We start from the raw sequence: 22,677 nt of genomic DNA, 5'->3' as shown, positions 1-22,677 counted from the left end.
CACGATCAATCAACTTCACGAATCAGGGTGGGCGAACTGTGAGACCACGCGCGCAATCAGCTCATGGGCGCAGCTTCGGCAATCTGGCCCAACTCTACGATGACGTGCGCCCGAGCTACCCCGATGCGGCCATCGACCTGGTGCCGATGAACTGGAAGGATGCCCAGGTCTGTGATCTCGGTGCCGGGACCGGCGTTCTCAGTCGTCTTCTGCTCGACCGCGGCTCGCAGGTCATCGCGGTCGATCCCGACGAGGCGGCATTGGCGAACAATCCTGCGCGGAGCCTCATCGGCAGCGCCGAGGACACGGGGCTGCCGACAGGCTGCGCCGATGTCGTCACGGTGGCGCAGGCTTGGCACTGGTTCGATGAGACGCGGGCCGCGGCCGAAATCGCACGCGTCCTCAAACCGGGCGGTCACCTGCTCATCCTCATCAATCAGCTCGATGTGCGCATCGCCTGGGTGCTGCGCCTGAGCCGGATCATGCATGCCGGCGACGTTTACCGTCCTGCGTATCGACCGGGCCCGGCAGGTTTCGATCTCGTCGACCATGCACTGGTCGATTTCACCACTCCGGTCACCGTCGACGGCATCGTCGACCTGGCGAGGACACGTTCCTACTGGTTGCGTTCGAATGAGGTGACGAGGGCTCGTGTGGAGTCGAATCTGTACGATTACTTCTCCCTCGACCACCCCGTCGCCGGCGAGCTGGACTTGCCGTATCTGTGTCTCGCCTATGTGCTCAGGTCAGCGGCCTGAGCAACGGCAGCTCGTCGAGCTCGCACGCTGCTGGTCAGAAGATGCTTGCCGGACCCAGAAGAAGCGGGCCGCACCCACAGGTGCGACCCGCTTCCACAGGATGAGCTTCTCGATCAGGCGCCGACCGGATCCTCATCCTGTGCTGGGGACGATTCGACAACCTCGGTGGCTCTGGTCGGATTGGAGTGTGAGACATTGATCTTGCGTGGACGGGCTTCTTCTGCCACGGGGATTGTCAGCGACAGCACGCCGTCCTGGAAGTCAGCCTGGATCCGGTCGAGCGCGACCCTGTTGCCCAAGGTGAGCTGGCGTGCATAGGTGCCGGTCGTGCGTTCCCGGGTCAGCCATTTCACATCCTTATCCGCAACATCGGACTCTCGCTGAGCGCGAACGGTCAGCGTGCGATCCTCGACGTCGACATCGATGCTGGACGGATCCACACCGGGCATGTCGATGCGTGCGACGAAGACTTCTCCGTCACGGTAGAGGTCCATGGGAAGCGAAGTGGAGTTCGGGGTCCGAGTCACTTCCGAGAAGAATCGATCGAGGTCACGGATGGGGTCAAAACGTGTAGCCATGAGCTTCCTTTCTACGGGTCGTTACATTGAGTCAAACACACTCAACTTTGAAATGATTCCGATCTCATGAAATTCTCAGTCTCGTGAGCCTCATTCCGGTCCTTCTCGCGCTCGTTCCCGTTGCCGCTCTGATACTTCTGGGCATCGGACTCAAACGACTCCCAGGTTTCACGAATCCCGAATTCTGGTCGGGGACGGAGAAACTCGCGTACTACTGCTTGCTGCCGGTGCTTCTGTTCTCCTCGGTCGCCGAGGTCAGCGTCGCACATGTTCCGCTCGGTCGACTGGCTGTGGGCCTCATCGCCCCGATTGCGGTCGTGTCGATCCTCATCATCGTGCTGCGTCGGTTCGTGGCACCCGACCTGCCGTCCTTCACCTCGGTGCTGCAGGGCGGCATCCGTTTCAACACGTATATCGGGCTGTCGATATCGGCCAGCCTGTTCGGACCCGAGGGCAGTGCATTGGCCGCCATCGTGGCAGCCGTCCTCGTGCCCACCGTGAACATCGTGTCCAGCCTCGGGTTCGAATTTCTGCGTACCGGGCCCAGCTCCGCCCTCGGGATCGTCCGCGTCATCATCACGAATCCACTTGTCATCGGCTGTGCGGCCGGGGGACTGTTCAACCTCACCGGGGCTCAGGTTCCCGATGTCGTCGACTCTGTGCTGTCCCCGTTGGCGGCTGCGGCCCTGCCGATCGGGCTTCTGTGCGTCGGCGCCGGCCTGCACCGGTTCCCGCTCCGTCCCCAAGCCGCCGCGATGATCAATTCGACCGCAGCCAAGCTCCTCGTCCTGCCTGCAGTGACCCTGCTCGCACTGATTCTCCTCGACGTTCCCACCACACCGGCCCTGGTGGCCATGATCTTCCAGTCCATCGCCACCGCAAGCTCCGGCTTCGTCATGGCTCGTCAGCTGGGTGGCAATTCCGAGCTGATGGCGGCCCTCATCGCGGCCCAGACCGCACTCATGCTCCTGACTCTTCCACCCGTCCTCCTCATATCCCAATCTGTGCTCGGGACCTGATGAGGTGTGACGGAGCCGGATGAAGATGGGGACGACAGAAAACAGCGAACGGCCGAGCCCCGTGTGGGGTCGCGCCGTTCGCTGATGGCCCGCGACTGTGACCGAGGGTCACCCGCGGCAGATCATGATCGCTCGATCACTCGCTGTCAGCCTTGATGTCCGGATGACGTGATCCGAGTTCAGAATCGATTCGGAGCAGTCCGGAACCGGAGTCGGCGACGTGATCCAGTCGACCGATGATCTCCGAGATGGTGGACTCCTCTTCGACCTGCTCGTCGATGAACCAGTGCAGGAGCGGCAGGACATCGAGGTCGCCCTCCGACTGCGCGGTGCGGTAGAGGTTGCGAATCGACTCGGACACCTTCTCCTCGTGGGCCAAGGCTGCCTTGAAGAAGTCGATGGGCTGTGAACCCGAGACCTTCGGGGCAGCGATGTCGCCGATCTGAGGAGCGAAGTCGCGATCCTGGCAGTGCTGGATGAACTTCGCGGCGTGGACCTGCTCCTCTTCGGACTGCGCACGCATCCAGCGTGTCATTCCGGGCAGGTCGAGAGCGTCGAGCTGGATGGACAGCTGCAGGTAGACCATCGACGCCTCGAGTTCGAGGGTGACCTGCTCGCCGAGGACCTTCTGCATAGCGGGGCTCAACTGCATATGTTTCTCCTTCGCGATACGAGACGGATTCGTTCCGTCCTCATGGTGAATATCCTGACACCTTTTCTAGAACCATTCCAGTGTGGGAAGGCTCGGCAAACAATGATGAGGCATGGCATACCTGACCCAGCAGATTCGATGTGTCTGTCGATGCGGTGACTATGGACACCCGGCGGGACCCGGTGCCAAGCTGGTTCCATGCAGGATCGAATCGACGCACTCACGCAATGGCAATCAGCCGATGACGCACTTCACGCGCGCTTTCTGACGGGATCCTTCGTCAGCGGAGTGACGTTCATCAACGCGATCGCCGACGCCGCAGAAGCCGCAGGCCACCACCCGGATGTGGACCTGCGGTTCCCGCACGTGGACATCTCTCTGACCACCCATGATGCCGGGTCGATCACCGACAAAGACATCGACTTGGCCAATGAGATCTCCCGGATCGCGAATTCTCAGGGCATCGACGCGGCCGGCTGAGGATGGCGGCGATGAGCCTGCGTCGCTGCTTCGAAGGCGTGGGCGATGCGCAGCAGATCCACGTCTGCCCCCGGCTTCGCGACGAGCTGGACTCCTACAGGCAGGCCTGACGTCGAGAAGCCGGCAGGCACGGAGATCGCCGGGCATCCAGTGGCTGAGATCAGACACAGGGCTCGCATCCAATCGAGATAGTTCTCGAGTCCGACTCCGTTGATCTGTGTGGGATATTCGATCGAGGCGTCGAATGGGAGCACTTGGCAGGTGGTGAGCACCAGGAGGTCGTGCTCACCGAAGAACCGCTCGACCTCTCCATGCAGACGTGCGCGAGCACGATCGGCAGAGACCACCTCGGCGCCGGTCAGATTCAGTCCCATTTCGATGTTCCAGACCACGGAGTCCTTGATCTGATCCGGGTGCTTCTCCAGCAGCGGCCCCCAGGAATGGACGAAGTCGAGGGCCCGACGGACGTTGAACACCTCATCGGCATCGCCGAGGTCGGGGATCGTGTCGACGACACCGGCACCGAGGTCGGAGAACACGTTCGCCGTGCCCGCCACGATCTCGTGGACTTCACCTTCAAGAGGGAGCAAACCGCCCAGATCCGGGCTGAAGCCGATCGTCACACCGTGCAGATCGGGTGCGGTGTCGGCTCCGAGGCCGAATTCGGGGAGATCGAAGACGCTGCCGGGTTCACCGATCGAGCGTGGGCCGCCGGGCTCCGGTCCTGCTGTCGCGCTCATCGTCAGCGCCACATCGGAGACCGTGCGGGCCATGAAACCGCTCTGGGCCAGCCATGTGAACGGATTGCCGGGCAGCGTATGCGGAATTCGCCCGTTCGACGGTCGGAAACCTACGACATTGTTGAACGATGCGGGGGAGCGCAGCGAACCGCCCATGTCCGAGCCGTCTCCTGAAGCTTGGATGCCGGCAGCCAAGGCGGCGCCGACGCCGCCCGAGGACCCCGAGGCGGATTTGGAGGTGTCATAGGGATTGACCGTGGTGCCGAAGACCGGATTGAAGGTGTGCGAACCAGCTGCGAACTCCGGCACATTCGTTTTGCCAGTCGTATTGACTCCGGCCGCTTTGAGACGCGAAATGATCAGCGAATCAGCCTCCGGAACACGATCGGCCACGATGGGCGAGCCCCAGGTGGTGCGCAGGCCTGCAGTGTCATGCGTGTCCTTGTGCGTCATCGGGACTCCGTGAAGCGGTCCGATCGGCTCACCGTTCGCCACCGCCTGGTCAGCGGCTTCTGCCCGTGCCAGCGCGCCCTCGTCGTCGCGGGTCACAACCGCGTTGAGGGCCGGATTGAGGGCATCGATGCGTGCCAGGTGATCGCTGAGCGCCTCCCGGGCAGAGACCTCCTTCGTTGCGATCTTGGCCGCCAGCTCACGTGTCGACAGCCAGCGCAGTTCCTCGCTCATCGTCTCACTTCCCGACTGTGCTGAGAACGGCGGTCAGTGCCGCGCGGATACCGGTCTCCAGCGTGGTTTCGACATCATCCGGGGCGAAGAACGGAGAGTGGTTGCCTGCCGGCGGTTCGTCGCCGTCGAACTTGGCGGGGGAGTACCCGCCGAAGAACCAGTAGACGTAGGGAACGTCGATGTCGTCGCCGAAGGCTCCGAAGTCCTCGCTGCCGGTGACGGCCTGGTCCAGGTGGACCTGCTCTTCGCCGAGTTCGGACCCGAGCACCTCGAGGAACGTGTCGGTGGTGGCAGGATCGTTGTAGCAGCGCGGGAACCGATACATGTCTTCGATGATCGGCTCCGGGGCTCCCGACGCCTGGGCTTCGGCGCGGATGATCCGCTCGATGCGGTTGAGGACGACGGCCCGGACTTCTTCGTTGAACGTACGGATGTTGAGTTTGAATTCGGCGGAGTCCGGGATGATGTTCTCCTTCAGCCCGCCGTGGAAGGTGCCGACGGTGACGACGGCCATGTCGCGACCCGAGATCTCTCGCGAGACGATGCTTTGGAGCCTGGTGATCATATAGGCGCCGAGGACGATCGGGTCGACGGAATTCTCCGGCTGTGAGCCATGAGCCTGCTTGCCCCTGACGGTGACCTTGAGGCAATCGGACATCGCCATCGCTGTGCCCTTGGCAACATAGATGTGTCCGGCCCGTCCCGGCCATACGTGCTGTCCGTAGACAACCTCCGGCTTGGCGATCGAATCCCAGAGCCCGTCATCGAGCATCGCCCTCGCGCCCGCGGCGGTCTCCTCGCCGGGCTGGAAGATCATGATGACGCTTCCCGCCCACAGTTCTTTGTGTTCGACGAGGTAGCGGGCCAGATACAGTCCCACAGTGATGTGAGTGTCGTGGCCGCAGCCGTGCATCACCTTCGAGGTGGAGCCGTCGGGGAGGGTTCCCTCCGCAGTCGAGGCATAGTCGTATCCTGTGTCTTCGGAGATCGGCAGACCGTCGATGTCGGCGCGGTAGGCGACGATGGGCCCTGGTCCGTTCTCGATGACGCTGACGACCCCGGTGCCGCCGAAGGTCCGGGTCTCGAGGTCGAGCTCTTCGAGCGTGGCGCGGATTGTCTCGGCTGTCTGCGTTTCCTGCATGGACAGCTCAGGAGTGCGGTGGAAGTTCTTGTAGTCGGCTACCGTCTGAGCGAGGTTGGCCGAAATCGCGTCCCGGAGCATGGTGTTGAGTGACATGATGTCCTTTCACAGTGGGTGTCTTCGATGGTCTCAGGTATTCGGTGACGAGGTGTCAGGTGACCGTCAGTTGATTCCGACATTGTCGCCGTCTCCCGTGCCCTTCGTATGGGTCACCGTTCTATTGCGGGTGAACCAAGTGATTGCAATGGTCACAATGACCACGATGGCAACATCGCCCGAGGCCAGAACCGGGACGAGGGGGATGAGGACGAGTATGACCAGCGCAGCCGCACCCAGGGCGATGAGTGTCGATTTGACCTGCTTGAGCGAGGCGATGAGCTGTACGGTGACTCCGCCGAGGATGGCGGGCAGGATGTAGAGCTTGGCCACGAGGGTCACCGGCTCGGGAATGATGGCGACCAGCCATGTGCCGAGGATTCCGACGAACAGCACCATGGAGCATACGTGGATCAGAGCCGCACCGCAGATGGCCATGGTCGCAGCATATTCACCTTTTCTCGTTCCCGGCTTCACTCCGATCGTGGCTTGGGCGACGATCGCGGAGGGAAGGAGCTTATTGGAGATGTTGCCGATCAGGAAGGCCTGGTACATCCCGGCCGGTCCGAGAATCGGGAAATAGGTCAGGGGCTCGACGATGTAGAAGACACCGTAGACAGCGAAGACCGCGAGGAATCCGGTGAGAATGTCGCCGAAGTCAACATTGGCATCGGCGACGAAGAGCAGATAGAAGGGCACCGAAGTGGCGATGAGGAACCCGATGAACAGCGTGATCGAACCCCACTTGGTCGTGGTCTTCTCGAAGGCCGCGTGTGAGGGTGATGTGATGATGTTGGACATGATGTTCTCCTCAGGCTTCCGGTGCGCCGAGACCGGCGTAGTGAGCGAAGTAGGCGGCGATGAGTCCCACCAGGAGTGAAATGCCTAGACCCCATTCCTTCAGCCACGGCATCTTGAGCACTTTTGACAGGAACAGGCAGATCGACATGACAATCGCAGAGACGACCACGGCGATGACGTGCGTCGGCGATTTCGGGATCTCCCGGAAGGTCAGTGCAGCGAAAGCCGCGAGCAGTGCGGCCCCTGGGATGATCGACATCAATGCTGGGTTGACCTTCTCCAGCTTGTGGGAGCTGCGCTTGAACACCGGGGTCAGAACAGGGTCGAGATCATCCATCCAGCGCCCGAGAGACTCATCGCCATGAGCGCGACGATGAAGACCCCGCTCGTGAACGTCTCATCGCCGAGATTCGCGCCCATCGTTCCGGCCGCGATTGAGGCCGAGGCGACTTCTGTGGCTGCGGAGCCGATGAGCCCGACACGAACGATCACCGGGGGAGTGCCGAAGAGAGGGAGCAGGGCGATGGCGACCAGGACAACGGACAGCGATGGTCCGATGGCCGCGACTCCGCCGGCCCTGAACGCCGACCTGACCTCCTGCTGGCTCATTCCCGCCGATTCAGCATTCTTCTTCACCGCGCCCATGTAGATGAGCGACTGCACGACGACGACGCTCATGACCGCCAGTGCCAAAATCCAGAGAACCGGGGCGTTTGCGAGGCCGAGATAGCCGGCCGATCCGCTTGCTATCACCATTGCGGGGCTCCTCACTTCCTTGTCGGAGTTGACCACGGCGACCGGTCCACAGCACTGTGGTCCGCATCACTCGTGTCAGTAACATATACCGAGACGAGCCACGATGGGCGATCTTAGGCATGATTTCCCGACTGGCGAGAATAGACTTCTCAATGCCGCCCATCAGCGAATTCGATGAGCAGTGTCGACAGCGATGTCGACAGGGAGCGCCTTGACCCCGAATGAGGCGCGAATGACGGATGACTACCAGGGCACCAGCTGGTGCGGATGCGCCTCCTCGAACTGGTCCCTCACGCCGCCGACCTCTCGGTGGGCACAGGCGATGAGCGGCCCATCGATGATGAGCTCGCGGAGTTCATCTCCACGGAATTCGAGGAGCTCATGGTGGAACTGGGTGCGGCAGGCGGATACGTTGCACCCGAACCGGGCACCGGAGCCTCACACGCGCTGCGAGTGCTCAACGTCTCCGGCCGTTGACCGGCGCAGCCTTCGAATCCTGCCTACCGCGTCTTCTTCTCGGAGACGTTCATGGTGATCTCCGCAGAGACGAACACATTTCCGTCAGCGTCGAAGACGTCGATGGGCACGACCAGTTCCATCGGCTCGTCGCCGAACTCCGGGATCGCGTCAAGCCGCGCGATTGAGGTGACGCCCGTAGTGGCCTTGGCCTTGTACTCCACGGTCATGCCGACCGGAATCCAGCGATGCGTGGATGGAATGGTCGCCTCCGTCATCATGCCGCCGGCGATCTCTGCCATATTGCATGACGCGATTGCGTGGTAGGTCCCGAGGTGGTTGTGCACGCCGCGACGATTCGGGGCGCTCACACGGCACAGTCCGGGCCGCAGCTCGTGGATGAGCGGATGAACGGTGCGGAAATAGGGGGCTTTGAAGCACACGGCTTGAGTGAAGAGCCAGTTGCCCAACGGCAGTCCCTGCAGTTTCTGCCAGATCTGGAAGATCTTTCCCGAAGTTGCGGTGTCGACGGTCATGGAATCGTCCTTTCGGTCGTACGGGCAGGCGGATTCTGTGACATCGGGTCCATCTCGGATGGCCCCCTGGTCATTGATTATGTTACTCCACAGTAACAGTCGAGGGGGTCATAGCGTCGCCAGCGGCTTACATGCAGCTGGGCGACAGCGTCATGAAGCCTGAGCCTCGGTGCGCACGAGCGCCTTGTCTCGATCCGGGTCGGCGAAGATAAGGGTGATCGTCGCACAAACGGCAGAAGCGACCCCAAGTACCTGAAACGCTGTTGCGTAGCCGAGACCCGGGGTCGCAGCCGCCTCGACGATGAGTCCGGTGACAGAGGGTCCGATGAGTCCACCCACGGCCATGAGCGCCAAGAATATACCCAGCGTTCCCGCTGTCTGCTGGGGTGGGCAGATCTCCGAGACGGCCGCATTGCACAGTGGCAGTACCACGACGCCGACGCCGTATCCGATGGACACGATGGCAACGGCACCGGCAGCGTTCGAGATCGCCGGGAGGAAGCATAGAATTCCTCCGCCGACGACTACACAGGCAGAAGGCGCGATGATTCTCACGAACCTGGACGACCACCCTCTTGCCAGCAGCCGATCAGAGAGCAGTGTCCCGCCGATGAGGCTGATCAGGCCGGCGATCGAGGGAACGGCCAACATGGAACCGGACTGGAGGCGGCTGTATCCGAGACCGACCTCGAAATACGACGGCAGCCAGGTGAGGACCACGGTCACCAACGCGTAGATGCTGGCGACCAGCAGTGCACCGCTGATGAACGTTCTGGTCAGGAGGATCTTCCGCCATGGGACTCGAGGTTCTTCATCCGGATCTACTGAGTGCTTCGCGGCTTTGGCCGGGATATAGGGGCCGACTTCCCAGTACCGCGTCCAGAAGAAGCACCACACGACACCGATGACGGCCATCGTGATCAGCGCACTGCGCCATCCGTACGTGACCGACAGGTAGGCGAGCAGCGGGGCCAGTGCAATCTTGGCGATGGATGCGGCGCTGGCCAGCAGGGCTCCCGGGAATCCACGCTTCTGCGGGGTGTGCCACGAGTAGGTGGCCGTGTGGATGAGAGCCGAGCTGGGTCCTTCGGCGAGCCCGAGGAGCATTCTCGACACGACCAGGACTGCAAACGTGGCCGAGACCACCAACGGCAGCATCGCCAGGGCCCACACGAGAGACAGGGCGATGAGAACAGAGCGCAGGGACAACCATCTGTTCAGGGCTCCGGCGAAGAATCCGCCGATCGTGAATGCGAAGAAGAACAGGCTACCTACGAGCCCGATCTGAGCTGCACTGATGCCGAGTTCGTCTTTGAGGGACTGAGCGATGATGCCGAATGCGGCCTTGTCTCCATAGTTGACCACGTACAGAACGACGAGCAGCGCAGTCAGAGACCACGCCTTGCGTCGCGACTCGGTGCCAGACGCAACCGCTGCGGCGGGGGGAGAGGTGAGCTTGGGTGAGACCATGATGCTTCCTTGCGTCGTGGCGACTATCGTGACAATCGAACCTGCTTTTGTGAGGCCCATCACGAATCCTATTGAACGTTCGATAGAACTGTCAATCTATTGAGGAAAGCGCCATTCGGCGGGTGGGCCCGAGGCGAGTCGCCCCAGAGCTCGATGATGCACACCACCGGCCGACGACACCTTAGAGCCCGCTGACGACAGTTCATTGTCGGCACACGCAGGCACACGCCGACCACAGAAGCGTCAGGGTCGCTCGGAAGCCATTTCAGGAGCCATCAGCAGACAACCCGGCGGACCGAAGACGACCCAGCCGAGCGAGAGGAGTGGTTGCGAATACGCGTACTTAACATAATGTATATTATCGGCGTTATGACAGGAGGAGTGGAAACAAGTACCCGTTCACGTGCATGACAACACACAATCGTCGAGTATTGCCCGACAAGCCAAGCCGTGCGGGACCGTGCGCAGGCCGGTAGAGAATCCGATGTGCCTGTGTCAGGGTGGATACATATGGAGCGAACCCCCGGCGGACAGTCAGAGCAGAAAGCGACTGCTCGGTACGGTGCGGCCACGGACCGATGGCGTGGGCCCAAGGAGGAACTCCTCGGCCCGCCCCGGCGCAGTCGGCGAGCACAGTTCGTCGCCGCTGCCTTCGGGGTGCTGATGATCCTCTCCCTCATCCTGCCCGGCTTCGAGGACCGATCGGCCATGTCCTTGATGTTCAGTGGGCTCGCGGCCATGTTCTTCGCCGAGTTGCTTGATCCCAGCTTGCGGTGGTTTCTTATTGCTCTGCGACTGGGCGGTCCGCTCATCGCGCTGACCGGGTTCGTTCTGCAACTCCTGTGACGGTGCCAACCGTCGGACAGTAGAACCGCTGAGGGCTGTTTCGAATCACCGCGGCGGAGAATGCTCCCAGAACGGCAAAGGCCGCGGATGGCATACTCACCATCCGCGGCCTTCGGCTTGCTGCATGTCAGCAATCGACTCAGCTGCCGCCGAGTCCGACCTTGCCGTCATCCTTGGACCCACCATCGTCCTTGGAATCATCGCCGTCGTCTGCGGCGCCGTTGGCCTTCGTCAGACCGGCTTCCTCACCGCAGGTCGGCCATGCGCCTGGGCCCTGCTTTTCGAGGGTGTTCTGGGCGACGTCGATCTGCTCTGCCTTGCTGGCCTCGTGAGGCATGCCCTCACCGCCGAAGGCTTCCCATGTCTGCTGGGAGAACTGAAGCCCGCCGTAGTAGCCGTTACCGGTATTGATATGCCAGTCACCACCGGACTCGCACTCGGCGACCTTGTCCCAAACGCCACCCGAGGACTGAGCCCCTGTGGAGGCCTGAGCCGGGCCGGCCATTCCCGTCAGTCCGGCGGCGGCGACCGCGCCGGCTCCTGCAACGAGGGCGACCTTGCGGAGGCTTGTGCTGTAGAGGTTCACTGTGTCATCTCCGTAATACGACTGCATTTCGGTTCTGTTCTGTAACCCGGTCGTTACCGAGCCGTTATCCAATGTAACGGATCTGTCGTCACGAATGAACCAGAATCCAGTCCTCAGCCGTCATAATCGACACACAGAAGTCACAACGCGAACTGGGCGCTCATCCCCCGACATATGCCGTCAGGTGCTGTGCGGTCAACGACGCATCTGAGGCCGTTGCCGAGTCGACGAGCTGCTCCGGAGTGCCCTCGAACACGATTCGGCCACCATCGTGTCCGGCGCCGGGCCCGAGGTCGATGATCCAATCGGAGTGGGCCATGACGGCCTGATGATGCTCGATGACGATGACAGTCCTGCCCGCATCCGCGAGACGATCGAGCATCCCGAGCAGGTTCTCCACATCGGCAAGATGCAGTCCCGTGGTCGGCTCGTCGAGGATGATCACCTGTGCGGCATCCGCAGCCTTGGCCGACAGATGCGTGGCGAGCTTGAGACGCTGCCGCTCGCCACCGGACAAGGTCGTCAAGGGCTGCCCCAGGCTGAGATATCCGAGGCCCACCTCGGCGAGGTGGGCGATGACCTTGCTCACCGCAGGTATCCGCGACTCCCCTGCACCGAAATACTCGATCGCCGCCGTCACCGGCAGATCGAGCACCTCACGGATGTTCTTGCCGCCCAGCGTGTAGTCGAGGACTTCGGCCTGAAACCCCTTGCCCTCGCACACATCGCAGGGAGCCGACATTCCGGCCATCATCCCGAGGTCGGAGTAGATGATCCCAGCACCGTTGCAGACGGGGCATGCTCCCTCTGAATTCGCGCTGAACAGTGCGGGTTTGACTCCGTTGGTCTTGGCAAATGCCTTGCGAATGGGCTCGAGCACGCCGGTGTAGGTGGCCGGATTGCTGCGACGTGAGCCCTTGATGCCTGCCTGATCGATCATGATCACGCCGTCGCGGTGGCGCAGAGATCCTTCGATGAGGGTGCTCTTTCCCGAACCGGCCACACCCGTGATCGCAGTGATCACTCCCAGCGGGACATCGACATCGACGTCGCGCAGATTGTGGGCCTTCGCTCCCCTGATCTCGAGTCGCCCGGTGGGCTCACGGGTTGTGGCCTTCAGCCGGGTGCGGTCGTTGAGATGCTTGCCGGTGAGAGTGTCGCTGACGGTGAGTTCGTCGATGGTGCCGACGAAGCAGACCTCTCCCCCGGCTGTTCCCGCCCCCGGCCCCAGGTCGACGACATGATCAGCGATTCTGATGGTCTCGGGCTTGTGCTCGACGACCAGGACGGTGTTGCCCTTATCGCGCAGTGCGATGAGCAGCCCGTTCATCGCGGCGATGTCGTGCGGGTGCAGACCGATCGTGGGTTCGTCGAAGATATAGGTGACATCGGTCAGTGAGGATCCGAGGTGGCGAACCAGTTTGATCCGCTGCGCCTCTCCTCCGGACAGCGAACCGGCCGAACGGTCAAGGGAGAGATATCCGAGGCCGATGTCGACGAAGGCCTGCACATCTGCGACCAGCGACTCCACGAGAGAGCCGACTCCCCCGTCGTCGATCTGGGCGAGCCAGTCGAGGAGGTCGGAGATCTGCATGGCACAGACCTCGGCGATCGACAGCCCGGCCAGCCGCGAGCCGCGTGCCGCCGTGTTCAGCCGCGTGCCGGCACACTCGGGACACTGTGTGTAGACGACTGCACGATCGACGAATTCCCGCACATGCTTCTGCATCGCGTCGCGGTCCTTGGACAGGAAGGAGCGTCGGATCCGGGGAATGAGACCGTCGAAGGTCATATTCGTGCCGTTGATGACGATCTTCTCGTTCTCAGCGTGGAGGAGATTGTTCCTCTCCTCGACTGTGTAGTCGGCTATCGCCTTGTCGGGGTCGAAGTATCCCGATTCCGAATAGAACCGCACATTCCAGCCGCCCGGTTTGTATCCGGGAATCGTGATCGCACCCTCGTTGAGAGACTTCGACATGTCGACCACCTCGGCGATGTCGATGTCTGTGGCCGTGCCCATCCCTTCGCAGTGAGGGCACATCCCTCCGTTGACGGTGAAAGTCCGTCGTTCGACCTGTTTGTCAGCACCCTTGTCGATCGTCACGGCTCCCTTGCCGCTGATCGTGGCCACGTTGAACGAGTAGGCCTTCGTCGATCCCAGGTTCGGTTGGGCCCGCCTCGAGAACAGCGTGCGCAGCTTCGCATTGATGTCACTGACGGTTCCCACGGTCGAGCGCGGATTGGCTCCGATGCGTTCCTGGTCGACGATGATGGCGGTGGTCAGGCCCTCCAACACATCGACTTCGGGCCGCGCCATCGCGGGCATGAAGCCCTGGACGAAGGCGCTGTAGGTTTCGTTGATCAGGCGTTGGGACTCTGCGGCGATCGTCGAGAAGACCAGGGACGACTTGCCGGAACCGGAGACGCCGGTGAACACGGACAGTCGCCGCTTGGGAATGTCGACCGTGATGTCCGCAAGATTGTTCTCCCGGGCTCCCTGAACGCGGATGAGCTCATGGTCATCGGCTGGATGCGGCATGCCGATCAGCCGCGCTGCTGGATGCGGATCATGTTGCCGGCCGGGTCGCGCAGTGCGAAGTCCCGCAGACCATAGGGCTGGTCCATCGGCTCCTGGACGATCTCGGCTCCCCTGGCCTCCACCTCGGCGAAGGCCTCATCGACGTTCGTGCTGGCCAGCACGACGGCACCGTAGCTGCCCTTGGCCATGAGGGATTCGATGACGTCCCGCTCGCCATCGCTGATGGTGGGGTCGGTGATCGCGGGAGTGAGCACGATCGAAGTGTCGGGCTGGTCTGCGGGTCCCACGGTCAGCCACCGCATCTGCTCGGATCCGACGTCGAGGCGAACCTCGAAGCCGAGAACGTCGCGGTAAAAGGTCAGCGAGGCCTCAGCATCGGTGTGGGGCAGGAAGCTGGCGTTGATCGAGATATTCATGATCGTCATCCTAGTGCGGGTCACCCGGAGGGACTTCTCGATTCCTGACAGGTCGGAGAACATTCTTGACGATGAATGTGGGCAGATCGTGATCGCCGTCGACGACACCGTCTCGATACCGGGAGGGCGAGAGTCCGACGAGTTCGCTGAATCGGGTGGAGAAGGTGCCCAGGGACGAAAACCCCACGGCGAAGCAGATATCTGTGATCGACAGGTCACCGCGGCGGATCAGCGCCATGGAGCGTTCGATGCGTCGGGTCATGAGATACGAATAGGGGGACTCGCCGTAGGCGGCTCTGAATCCGCGACTGAGGTGACCGGCCGACATGTAGACCCCGGCAGCGAGTTCTTCGACATTGAGAGGTCGGTCGAATTCTCTGTCGATCCGATCGCGTACGCGTCGCAGAAGGACCAGTTGTTGCACAGGCACGTGGTCGTTCCCGGACGCGCTCACCCTGCGTGGACTCCCTGGGCCAGGGTCTCGCCCCGGAAGAAGGCGGGGTGCCTGCGGGATTGGAAGATCATGATGACCACGCCCAGGAGGAGGACTCCGATGCCCAGGACGAAGACCAGTCCGATGCCGAAGACGGACGACCCCGAACCGTAGTCGGGATCGAGGGAGTCGATCGCGGTGGTCACGAAGATCACCAGCAGTGTCACTCCCCCGACCAGCGGGAACAGGAACCTGAAGAAGAAGTTCTTCGCCCCTGCGAACAGCGACCGTCGGAAATACCAGATGCAGGCCAGGCCGGTGACACCGTAGTAGAAGCAGACCATGAGACCCAGGGCTGTGATCGTGTCCCACAGTGCGTTCTCCGAGAGCAGACGCATGACGACGTAGAAGATGATCGCGGCCCCCGCCGAGGTGACGGTGGCCACCGACGGCGACTTGTACCGGGGCGAGATGTTGCCGTATCTCTTCGGCAGAGCACCGTAGTGACCCATGGCCAGGATCGTACGAGACGGTGAGACCATCGTCGACTGCAGCGACGCCAAGGAGCTGGACAGGACGGCGATTGAGACGAGTACGGCGAAGGGCCCCATCACGGGTCCGGCGAGGGCCGCGAAGATGGATTCCTGGTTCTCCGGGTTGCCTGCGCCCAGACCGTCGGTGCCGACACCGGCGAAGGAGATGACGGCGACGGTGCATGCGAGGTAGATGATGACGATGGCGACGATCGTGAGCATCGCGGCCCGACCGGGAGTCTTCTCCGGGTTCTTCGCCTCTTCGTTCATCGTGATGACCGTGTCCCAACCCCAGAAGAGGAAGATCGACAGCGACACTGCCGCTGCGACCGTCGAGAAATCTCCGGCCTCGGCAGGGTTGAACCAGCCGAGTTCGACCGGGGTGGGATCGAATGCGGTGCCATTGGACACATGGACGAATGCCGCAATGACGAACCAGCCGAGGGCAAGGACTTGGAAGGCGACGAGCCAGACCTGGATCTTCTGGGTGGCCTCGACTCCGCGGTAGGAGATCCACGCGGCTGCGGCCGTGAGGACGATGGTGACCGGAATGTTGATCCACAGCACGCGGGTCAGGTCGGCGATCCCGGGGTCGGAGAAGATCTGAGCCAGGAGCAGGAACAGGAAGTCCACGGCCACGGCGGCCAGATTCGACAGCACGAGGACGGTGGCCGAGATCAGGCCCCAGCCTCCCATCCAACCGAGCCAGGGCCCGAAGGCGCGGGTCGCCCAGGTGAAGGTGGTGCCGGAATCGGGCATGGCGGTGTTGAGCTCGCGGTAGCCGAAGACGACGAGCAGCATCGGGACGAAGCCGATGAGCAGAATCGCAGGAGTGTGCACCCCGACCTGCGAGATCGTCGGCCCCAGGCCGGAGGTCAGCGTGTAGGCAGGAGCGATGCACGAGATGCCGATGACGGCACCGCCGATGGCACCGATCTTGCCTGCCGACAGCCCCTTGGAGCTCAGGCCCGAGCCGGAGGTGGCGGACACGCTTCCGGACGTGCTGGGTGGTGGAGTGGCCGAGGTCATCAGCTCAACCTTTCAGGCGTGATATCAGGTGCTCAGGATCTTATTTGCAGTGTCCTGCCCGATCCTGATGGCACCGTCGACGTGCTGGTAACCGTGGGCGGCGATGTCTGAGCTCGCGAAGTGGATGGGACCGACGGGGTCGTTCTGGAAACGCCCCCACCTGTGCAGTCCCCCGAGGTCGTAGCTTGTCGCATAGGCACCCCGGGTCCATTCCTCGGCGCCGAAGTCCGAAAGGTAGAACACCTCTGGTTCCAGGGCCTGCGGGCCGAGGTAGTCTGCGAGCGACTCGAGAATGCGCTGCTTCCGAGTGTCCTCGTCCAGTGCGAACATGGCATCGGCGTTGACGTCGGAGATGAATCCGACGAGAGTCCCCCGCTCCTCACCGTGGTTCGTGTTGTCGTAGACCTCCTGCACCAGCTGCCCGGCGCCGAAGCCGGTTCCGCACAGGCCGTCCTGACGCCAAAACGGTGTCGGGTACGTGGCATGGACCTTGATCACAAGGCCCATCGACTGGTGCTGATGGAAGATCTGCTGCAGTCGGGGCAGATGCGGGGTGTAGCTGATGCGCGAGTACAGATTGGGTGGGACGGCCACGATGACACTCGTGGCCGACACCTTCATCGCATCGGTGCCGACCGTGACGGAATCCTCGGACCATCCGATCGTGCGGACCGGGCTGTTCAGATGGACGACGCCCTCGCCGAGTTCGGTTGCCATCTGCTCGGAAACCGACTGCATTCCTCCCACGACGCGACGGTCGAGGATGAAGTGGTCATCGACGAGGTGGGAGAAGGATCCCGCCGAGGCGGCCATGAGGATCGCCTGCAGCGCGGAGAATGCGGTGGCGGGCTTCGTCAGCATTCCCCCGGCGATGAACATGCCGATGTTCGCGCACGCAAGCTCATCATCCGACTGGTTCCGGAGCCAATGGTGGAAGGACACCGAATCGAGTTCGGCAGCGTCTTCGGCCTCCCACGGAGCGGTGGCTCCGATGCGAGCGGCGAGTTCGTCGAGTTGGGCGATGAGGCGTCCCATCTCTGCTTGGGTCGACTCCCCCACCGGGAACATGTCGCCGTTGTAGACGGTGCGTGTGCCGTCTGGGGCGATATAGACGCTGTCGCCCTCCCGATGACGCTGGTAGGTTTCCTTGCCGAGCTCCTTGACGAGATCGAGGAGCGCGCTCTGGTCGGGTGAGATCCACTGGCCACCGATTTCGTACATCTGGCCTTCGATATGATCGGTCCATGTCCGACCGCCCACCCGGTCCCTGGCTTCCACGACGATGACGTCTCTGCCTGCTGCCTGCAGTGTCCGGGCCGCGCTCAGGCCGGTCGGTCCGGCGCCGACGACGACCACATCGCATGTTCGATCCGACATTGTGCGCTCCTTGGAAAGTTCGGCTTACGTGCTCAGAGTATCCAGGGATCATCGGCCTGCCAAGGCGGATCGAGGTTCGGCTGGGCAGGTGCGAATTCGGTTTCAGCGGTAGTCACGCGCGTCTGCGCCCGAGTCACGCTCCTTCGCTGCCATGAACGCCCAGGAATCTGGTCGAGAACCATCGATATCGTCGACGTCGTAGATATCTGCCAGATCGCTGCTGCTCTGAGTCGTCGTGTTGAAGCGGTGTCGATCGGGGTCTGCTGCCAACGCCACGACCGTACGACCGAGCAGGTGAGGAGTCTCCGAGATCGCGAAATCCGCGGGCGGCGCCTCACGGGTGGCATCAAGGGCGTCCTTCATCCATGTCTGTTCGTCCGTGTCGAACACGTCGAGCATCATCTCCGATCGCAACCACCCGGGACTGATCGCCACAGCTGTGCATTCCGAATCGGCCAGTTCGTGTCCGAGGCCGAAGGCCAAACGGCTCACGGCGGTCTTCGTCAGGTCGAGATAGATGCTCTGTCGATAGTGGGTCTCGTTGAATGCGTGCGTTCCGTCCGTGATCTCGATGTGCAGGCCTCCCGCGCTGCGCGTCAGCAGCGGCAGTGCGGCGTGCGCGGTGTTCAGGTGAGTGAGCAGACCCGCTTTCACCAATCGCATCTCGGCGGCGAAATCCGTGGTCCAGAATTTCTTGCCCCAGTCGACGTAGGCCTCTCCCCCGATGTCGTTGACCATGATGTCGAGGCGTCCCTGCTCATCATCGATCCGACCCACCACCTCGGCGATCTCCTTCGGCTGCAGATGATCGCAGACGAGCGCTTCGCCTTGGCCGCCTTCGTCGCGGATGAGTTCGGCAGTTCCGTCGATGGTCTCGACTCTGCCGTAGTCGGAGGGCCGCGCCGAGGTGGAACGTCCTGTGCAGTAGACGTAGGCACCGGCGCGGGCGAGGTCTCGGGCGATCGCGCGCCCAGCCCCTCGGGTGGCCCCTGCCACAAGGGCGACTCTGCCCATCAGTGAACGGTCGATGAATGGAATGAACTCGGGTGCTGCCGATCCGTTGTGTGAAGTCATGATGTCAGCATCTCGTGCCATCACTGACACGCTCTGTCAGTGTCCACGACTATTCTTGGTGGGCATGAAGGCAGCACGGCTGGTGACGGAGATCGTCATCCTCAGCGCGCGTACGCAGTCGATCACTGCCGCGTCGTTGGCCGAACGGCTCGAGGTCACGGAGCGGACTGTCTATCGCGACCTCGGCGAACTGTCTCGAATGGGCGTCCCCGTGGTGACGGAATCAGGTCCAGGTGGAGGTGTCAGCCTGCTCGGGACCTGGACCTCTCCCCTGACGGGCATGACCCGCGATGAACTCGACTCCGTCCTGATCGGAGGGCTCGCGGCCGCTGATCTCGGCTTGTCTGCGGAATTGGCGACCGCCCGGGAGAAGATCCTGTCCGAGACCGATTCGGTCCTCTCCTCGACTGTGCTCGTCGACGGACCCGATTGGTTCATGGCCAAAGAGAATCCGCAGGAGCTCACGGCCATCGTCATGGCGCTGCGCTCGCAGCGAGGACTGCGGATCGAGTACACGAAGGGTGCAGAGACCAAGGTTCGCACAGTCATTCCGCTGGGACTCGTGATCAAGTCCGGACGGTGGTATCTCGTGGCTCAGCCCCCGGGTGGCACGCCTCGCACATATCGCGTCGGTCGCATCGCTTCACTCACCGCGCACGGCATTTCGATGACACGGCCACCGGACTTCAACCTCGGCGACTATTGGATGAGGTCTCAGATCGAGTTCGATCGCTCGATCCGAGCGACGACGGTGAGACTGCGAGTCCCGACGTCCAGCCTGGTCGACCTGCGCCGCGCGGTTCCGGGACAGGTCACAGCTGAGGCGATCGATGCCGGCTCTGTGGCCGACCACGTGCATATCATCGAGCTTCCGATGGAACCACTCGAGGTCGCCGTGTCTCAGCTGATCACGGTTCCCGGAGCAGAGGTGATCTCACCGCGCGAGATCCGCCTGGCTCTGCACGAACGAGCACGACAGTCGGCACGGTGCAATGAACCCTGTTCACCGGCTGACACGGTCACTGAACCTGGTATTTACCGGTGATCTGTCCTGCTCCGACTCCGCCGACAGCCTCCATGGCAGCCTTGGACAGGTCGAAGCAGCGGCCGCCGTGGTACGGTCCGCGATCATTGACGCGCACCGTGACAGATTGTCCGTTGGCCGTGTTGGTGATCTTCACCTTCGAGCCGAACGGCAGCGTCTTATGCGCCGCTGTCAGCTTGTTGGTGTCGAAGATCTCCCCGTTGGCAGTCTGCTGGCCGTCGAATCCGTCTCCTCCGCCGTAGTACGACATCGGGCAGGAACCGGACTCTCCTGCGGAATCGCCCGACGTCGACGGACCGTCATCGGCGTCCGGCTTTGACTCCTTCGTGCCTGAGCCGCCAGTGGCGGATTCCTTGCTCGCTGTTTCCTCAGACGCGGATTCGGACGGTGTCGGGCTCGGCGTCTCGATTTTGGTCTCGAGGGAGATCGTGTCGGGCTTCTCTTTGGCCTGCTTCTTTGCTTTGGCCAGGAATTCGTCCGGCGACTGCGTCACTTCTGCTTCAGCGACGGCGGGACTTTCAGCAACGACCTGCTGGCCACCTCCTGTGCTGCCGGGAACCATCGCCAGGCTGGATGCGACAACCGCGGCGGTCGCTGCCGTGGGAACGATGAAAGCAGAGAGCACGGGACGTGAGCGCACCGCGGCCAGCACTCCTCCGGCCGTGTTCGCAGCACTCTGAGCTCGTTGCGGCGCATGTCGTCCGGACTTCCTCGACGCTTTGAGCGCAGTGAAGAGCGAACCCGTCGTTGTCGAACGGGGTGAAGAGTGTTTTCCCACAGTCAGTCCTTGTAGTCATCTGCCGGTGTTCACGGCACTCAGGAGTCGGGCTGGACGAGGTCACCTCAACACCGACTCCAAGTTATCGGATCGTTACCTGAGGATAGTCTAATTAAGAATCTGTTACAAAAGCAATGTGGCACGCTCAAATGAGCGTGCCATATGGGCAGGTGTCAGTTCACCTGTCCTTGCGCTTGACCAATCTGCGTATGCCGTCGGCACCAGTCGTCACGGTCTCTTCGGCCTTGCCGAAGGCACGTTCGACCTTCCCGCTGCGCACGGCGTCGTCGATCGCGTGGGAGACGGTGCCCAGCGCCTTCTTCACGTTCGTCTCGGTCGCCTCGATCAGACGGGGGCCTGAGGCTGCTTCGCGAGCGCTCTTCACACTGCTGCTGGCCGCGCCGTAGGCACGGGTGGCTGCCGAACGCACCTTCTCTGTCGGTGTCCTCTTGGTGGAATCGATGACGTAGTCAGGTTCGATCGGATCTTGTGTTCGGCTCATGTCTCCATGGTTGTCGACCCCGCCCGCCAGGTCAACAGCAACATAGGATTGGACCATGAATTCTCAGGTAGAGATCATCGCCCACAGAGGCGGGCAGTGGCCGGGCGTGAGTGAGAACACCCTCGAGGCGTTCACCGCAGCCCATCGGGCAGGCGCGGCATGGATGGAGACCGACGTCCACGCCTCCGCCGACGGAGTCCTGTTCGCCGCCCACGATGCCGATCTCGACCGCATCGCCGCACGCCCGCACTGCATCCGCGATCTCAATGCCGCTGAGCTCGACTCCATCGAGCTCAGTGCAGGGGGACGACTGCCGAGGCTGACCGCTCTCGTCGAATCGCTTCCGGATGTGTCGTGGAATATTGATGTCAAGGCCGCCCACAGCATTGCACCGATGGTCCGCATCGTCCGCAGCCTCCAGGTTGAAGACCGGATCCGGCTCGCTTCGTTCTCCTCCTCGACTCTGCGCAGGCTGCGAGAGGCCCTGCCCGAAGTCCGGACGTCGACAGGAGTCTCCGAAACCGCACTGTTCGCTCTGGGAGGCCTGCCCGGCGTGCCGGACTCCGGCCCCTGTCCTCTGCCTGCCGGGCTCGATGCCCTGCAGGTGCCGATGTCGTTCAAGGGCGTTCCCGTCGTCACCCGGAAGTTCGTGGCGCGGGCTCACCGTGCGGGGCTGCAGGTGCACGTGTGGACGGTCAACGACCTCGCTTCCATGCGCAGGCTCCTCGATCTCGAGGTCGACGGGATCGTCACCGATGACGTTCTCCTGGGGCTGCGGGAACTCTCGGCGTGGACCTGAGTGCTGGGAATAGGCGCACACGGTAGACTGTTGTCTCGTATGAGACGTCTGCAGTCGAGTCGGAAGGTGAGAGAGATATGAGCGAACGCAGTCTCCGCGGAACACAGTTGGGCTCACGCAGCCTGGAATCTGAAGAGGGCGTCGAACCGGCACCCCGCCAGATGGTCGAATTCGAGTGCGAGGACGGAACGAAGTTCAAGGTTCCCTTCTCGATCGAAGCCGAAGTTCCCTCCACCTGGGATTCGGGCATCCACGGCATCGGCGTGCGCGTCGGCGTCAACGATGCCGATGGGGAGCCGGGCAAGCACGTGCGGTCGCACTGGGACATGCTGCTCGAGCGCCGTTCGTTCGACGAACTTCAGGTTCTGCTCGACGAGCGACTCGCGGTGCGCCGTGGTGAGGTTCCTGCGTAGGCCTGAGCGCCGCAGAACCAGCCCACACGAGCACAGCTGAGCGAAGGCGGGGTGCAGGTCATCGGACCTGCCCCCCCCCGTAGTGTGTGCTTATAGACTGCCCACCAGCTACATGCTCTAACCGCAGTCGCCCATCCACC

Annotated in this window: 24 protein-coding genes and 1 pseudogene; 8 read left to right on the top strand and 17 right to left on the bottom strand. The window is 62.4% G+C overall.

The window, feature by feature from the left end; translation table 11 throughout:
- Positions 1 to 8: 8 nt before the first annotated feature.
- Entirely contained in the window at positions 9 to 758 is a 750-nt protein-coding gene (locus tag L0G76_RS05525) for a class I SAM-dependent methyltransferase (RefSeq protein ID WP_304356320.1), read from the top strand.
- A 113-nt stretch (positions 759 to 871) separates the two neighbouring features.
- On the opposite strand, the gene L0G76_RS05520 is transcribed toward L0G76_RS05525, so the two are convergent.
- Positions 872 to 1,336, bottom strand: coding sequence for an Hsp20/alpha crystallin family protein (locus L0G76_RS05520; protein WP_304356319.1), 465 nt, complete (start codon positions 1,334 to 1,336; stop codon positions 872 to 874).
- Between the two features lie 83 nt (positions 1,337 to 1,419).
- On the opposite strand from L0G76_RS05520, the gene L0G76_RS05515 reads away from it, so the two are divergent.
- Complete coding sequence (locus L0G76_RS05515) at positions 1,420 to 2,355, top strand: AEC family transporter (protein ID WP_304356318.1); 936 nt, start codon at positions 1,420 to 1,422, stop codon at positions 2,353 to 2,355.
- A gap of 136 nt (positions 2,356 to 2,491) precedes the next feature.
- Here the strand turns inward: L0G76_RS05515 and L0G76_RS05510 are convergent, their stop codons facing one another.
- A complete protein-coding gene (locus tag L0G76_RS05510) occupies positions 2,492 to 3,007 on the bottom strand; it encodes a ferritin (protein ID WP_092108365.1) in 516 nt (171 codons plus the stop codon).
- 198 nt (positions 3,008 to 3,205) lie between these two features.
- Here L0G76_RS05510 and L0G76_RS05505 point away from each other — a divergent pair, with 198 nt between their 5' ends.
- Positions 3,206 to 3,487, top strand: coding sequence for a 4a-hydroxytetrahydrobiopterin dehydratase (locus L0G76_RS05505; protein WP_304356317.1), 282 nt, complete (start codon positions 3,206 to 3,208; stop codon positions 3,485 to 3,487).
- Here the strand turns inward: L0G76_RS05505 and L0G76_RS05500 are convergent.
- The 4 genes and pseudogenes from L0G76_RS05500 to L0G76_RS05485 all read right to left on the bottom strand — a co-directional run bounded on the left by L0G76_RS05500 (position 3,463) and on the right by L0G76_RS05485 (position 7,627).
- Positions 3,463 to 4,911 (bottom strand): amidase, encoded by a 1,449-nt coding sequence (locus L0G76_RS05500; protein ID WP_304356316.1) that lies wholly within the window; start codon positions 4,909 to 4,911, stop codon positions 3,463 to 3,465. The two genes, L0G76_RS05505 and L0G76_RS05500, sit on opposite strands and share 25 nt — an antisense overlap.
- A gap of 4 nt (positions 4,912 to 4,915) precedes the next feature.
- A complete protein-coding gene (locus L0G76_RS05495; RefSeq protein ID WP_304356315.1) occupies positions 4,916 to 6,148 on the bottom strand; it encodes an amidohydrolase in 1,233 nt (410 codons plus the stop codon).
- A 66-nt stretch (positions 6,149 to 6,214) separates the two neighbouring features.
- Entirely contained in the window at positions 6,215 to 6,949 is a 735-nt protein-coding gene (locus L0G76_RS05490) for a hypothetical protein (protein WP_304356314.1), read from the bottom strand.
- Between the two features lie 10 nt (positions 6,950 to 6,959).
- A pseudogene (locus L0G76_RS05485) lies at positions 6,960 to 7,627 on the bottom strand (DUF5058 family protein).
- Positions 7,628 to 7,972: 345 nt separating this feature from the next.
- On the opposite strand from L0G76_RS05485, the gene L0G76_RS05480 reads away from it, so the two are divergent.
- A complete protein-coding gene (locus L0G76_RS05480; protein ID WP_304356313.1) occupies positions 7,973 to 8,182 on the top strand; it encodes a hypothetical protein in 210 nt (69 codons plus the stop codon).
- Between the two features lie 23 nt (positions 8,183 to 8,205).
- Here the strand turns inward: L0G76_RS05480 and L0G76_RS05475 are convergent, their stop codons facing one another.
- Entirely contained in the window at positions 8,206 to 8,697 is a 492-nt protein-coding gene (locus L0G76_RS05475; RefSeq protein WP_304356312.1) for a hotdog fold domain-containing protein, read from the bottom strand.
- Positions 8,698 to 8,847: 150 nt separating this feature from the next.
- Positions 8,848 to 10,167 carry an MFS transporter gene (locus L0G76_RS05470; protein WP_304356311.1) on the bottom strand — a complete coding sequence of 440 codons (1,320 nt, stop codon included), beginning with the start codon at positions 10,165 to 10,167 and terminating at the stop codon, positions 8,848 to 8,850.
- Between the two features lie 510 nt (positions 10,168 to 10,677).
- Here L0G76_RS05470 and L0G76_RS05465 point away from each other — a divergent pair.
- Positions 10,678 to 11,013 (top strand): hypothetical protein, encoded by a 336-nt coding sequence (locus L0G76_RS05465; protein ID WP_304356310.1) that lies wholly within the window; start codon positions 10,678 to 10,680, stop codon positions 11,011 to 11,013.
- 139 nt (positions 11,014 to 11,152) lie between these two features.
- Here the strand turns inward: L0G76_RS05465 and L0G76_RS05460 are convergent, their stop codons facing one another.
- The 7 genes from L0G76_RS05460 to L0G76_RS05430 form a co-directional block, all read right to left on the bottom strand.
- On the bottom strand, positions 11,153 to 11,599 hold the full coding sequence (locus tag L0G76_RS05460) for a transglycosylase family protein (protein ID WP_304356309.1): 447 nt from the start codon (positions 11,597 to 11,599) through the stop codon (positions 11,153 to 11,155).
- A 160-nt stretch (positions 11,600 to 11,759) separates the two neighbouring features.
- The gene (locus L0G76_RS05455) at positions 11,760 to 14,138 is read right to left on the bottom strand and encodes an ATP-binding cassette domain-containing protein (RefSeq protein WP_304356308.1); all 2,379 of its coding nucleotides are present in this window, start codon (positions 14,136 to 14,138) and stop codon (positions 11,760 to 11,762) included.
- 5 nt (positions 14,139 to 14,143) lie between these two features.
- A complete protein-coding gene (locus L0G76_RS05450; protein WP_304356307.1) occupies positions 14,144 to 14,563 on the bottom strand; it encodes a VOC family protein in 420 nt (139 codons plus the stop codon).
- 1 nt (position 14,564) lies between these two features.
- Complete coding sequence (locus tag L0G76_RS05445) at positions 14,565 to 14,984, bottom strand: helix-turn-helix transcriptional regulator (protein WP_304356306.1); 420 nt, start codon at positions 14,982 to 14,984, stop codon at positions 14,565 to 14,567.
- A gap of 20 nt (positions 14,985 to 15,004) precedes the next feature.
- Positions 15,005 to 16,549 carry an APC family permease gene (locus L0G76_RS05440; RefSeq protein WP_304356305.1) on the bottom strand — a complete coding sequence of 515 codons (1,545 nt, stop codon included), beginning with the start codon at positions 16,547 to 16,549 and terminating at the stop codon, positions 15,005 to 15,007.
- Positions 16,550 to 16,573: 24 nt separating this feature from the next.
- A complete protein-coding gene (locus tag L0G76_RS05435) occupies positions 16,574 to 17,926 on the bottom strand; it encodes a flavin monoamine oxidase family protein (RefSeq protein ID WP_304356304.1) in 1,353 nt (450 codons plus the stop codon).
- Positions 17,927 to 18,028: 102 nt separating this feature from the next.
- Complete coding sequence (locus L0G76_RS05430) at positions 18,029 to 19,000, bottom strand: SDR family oxidoreductase (RefSeq protein ID WP_304356303.1); 972 nt, start codon at positions 18,998 to 19,000, stop codon at positions 18,029 to 18,031.
- 64 nt (positions 19,001 to 19,064) lie between these two features.
- Here L0G76_RS05430 and L0G76_RS05425 point away from each other — a divergent pair, with 64 nt between their 5' ends.
- Entirely contained in the window at positions 19,065 to 20,045 is a 981-nt protein-coding gene (locus L0G76_RS05425; RefSeq protein WP_304356302.1) for a helix-turn-helix transcriptional regulator, read from the top strand.
- Here the strand turns inward: L0G76_RS05425 and L0G76_RS05420 are convergent.
- Together L0G76_RS05420 and L0G76_RS05415 are read right to left on the bottom strand one after the other, a co-directional pair.
- Entirely contained in the window at positions 20,020 to 20,823 is an 804-nt protein-coding gene (locus L0G76_RS05420; protein ID WP_304356301.1) for a septal ring lytic transglycosylase RlpA family protein, read from the bottom strand. The two genes, L0G76_RS05425 and L0G76_RS05420, sit on opposite strands and share 26 nt — an antisense overlap.
- Positions 20,824 to 21,001: 178 nt before the next feature.
- Complete coding sequence (locus tag L0G76_RS05415) at positions 21,002 to 21,325, bottom strand: hypothetical protein (protein WP_304356300.1); 324 nt, start codon at positions 21,323 to 21,325, stop codon at positions 21,002 to 21,004.
- Positions 21,326 to 21,380: 55 nt separating this feature from the next.
- Here L0G76_RS05415 and L0G76_RS05410 point away from each other — a divergent pair, with 55 nt between their 5' ends.
- Positions 21,381 to 22,124 (top strand): glycerophosphodiester phosphodiesterase family protein, encoded by a 744-nt coding sequence (locus L0G76_RS05410; protein ID WP_304356299.1) that lies wholly within the window; start codon positions 21,381 to 21,383, stop codon positions 22,122 to 22,124.
- A gap of 77 nt (positions 22,125 to 22,201) precedes the next feature.
- Complete coding sequence (locus tag L0G76_RS05405) at positions 22,202 to 22,537, top strand: RNA polymerase-binding protein RbpA (protein ID WP_304356298.1); 336 nt, start codon at positions 22,202 to 22,204, stop codon at positions 22,535 to 22,537.
- Positions 22,538 to 22,677 lie beyond the last annotated feature (140 nt).

This window comes from Brevibacterium picturae (genome assembly GCF_030453725.1).
Classification (GTDB): domain Bacteria; phylum Actinomycetota; class Actinomycetes; order Actinomycetales; family Brevibacteriaceae; genus Brevibacterium; species Brevibacterium sandarakinum_A.
Note: the sequence above shows the minus strand (reverse complement) of the source record. Positions and strands in the feature narration are given on the sequence as shown.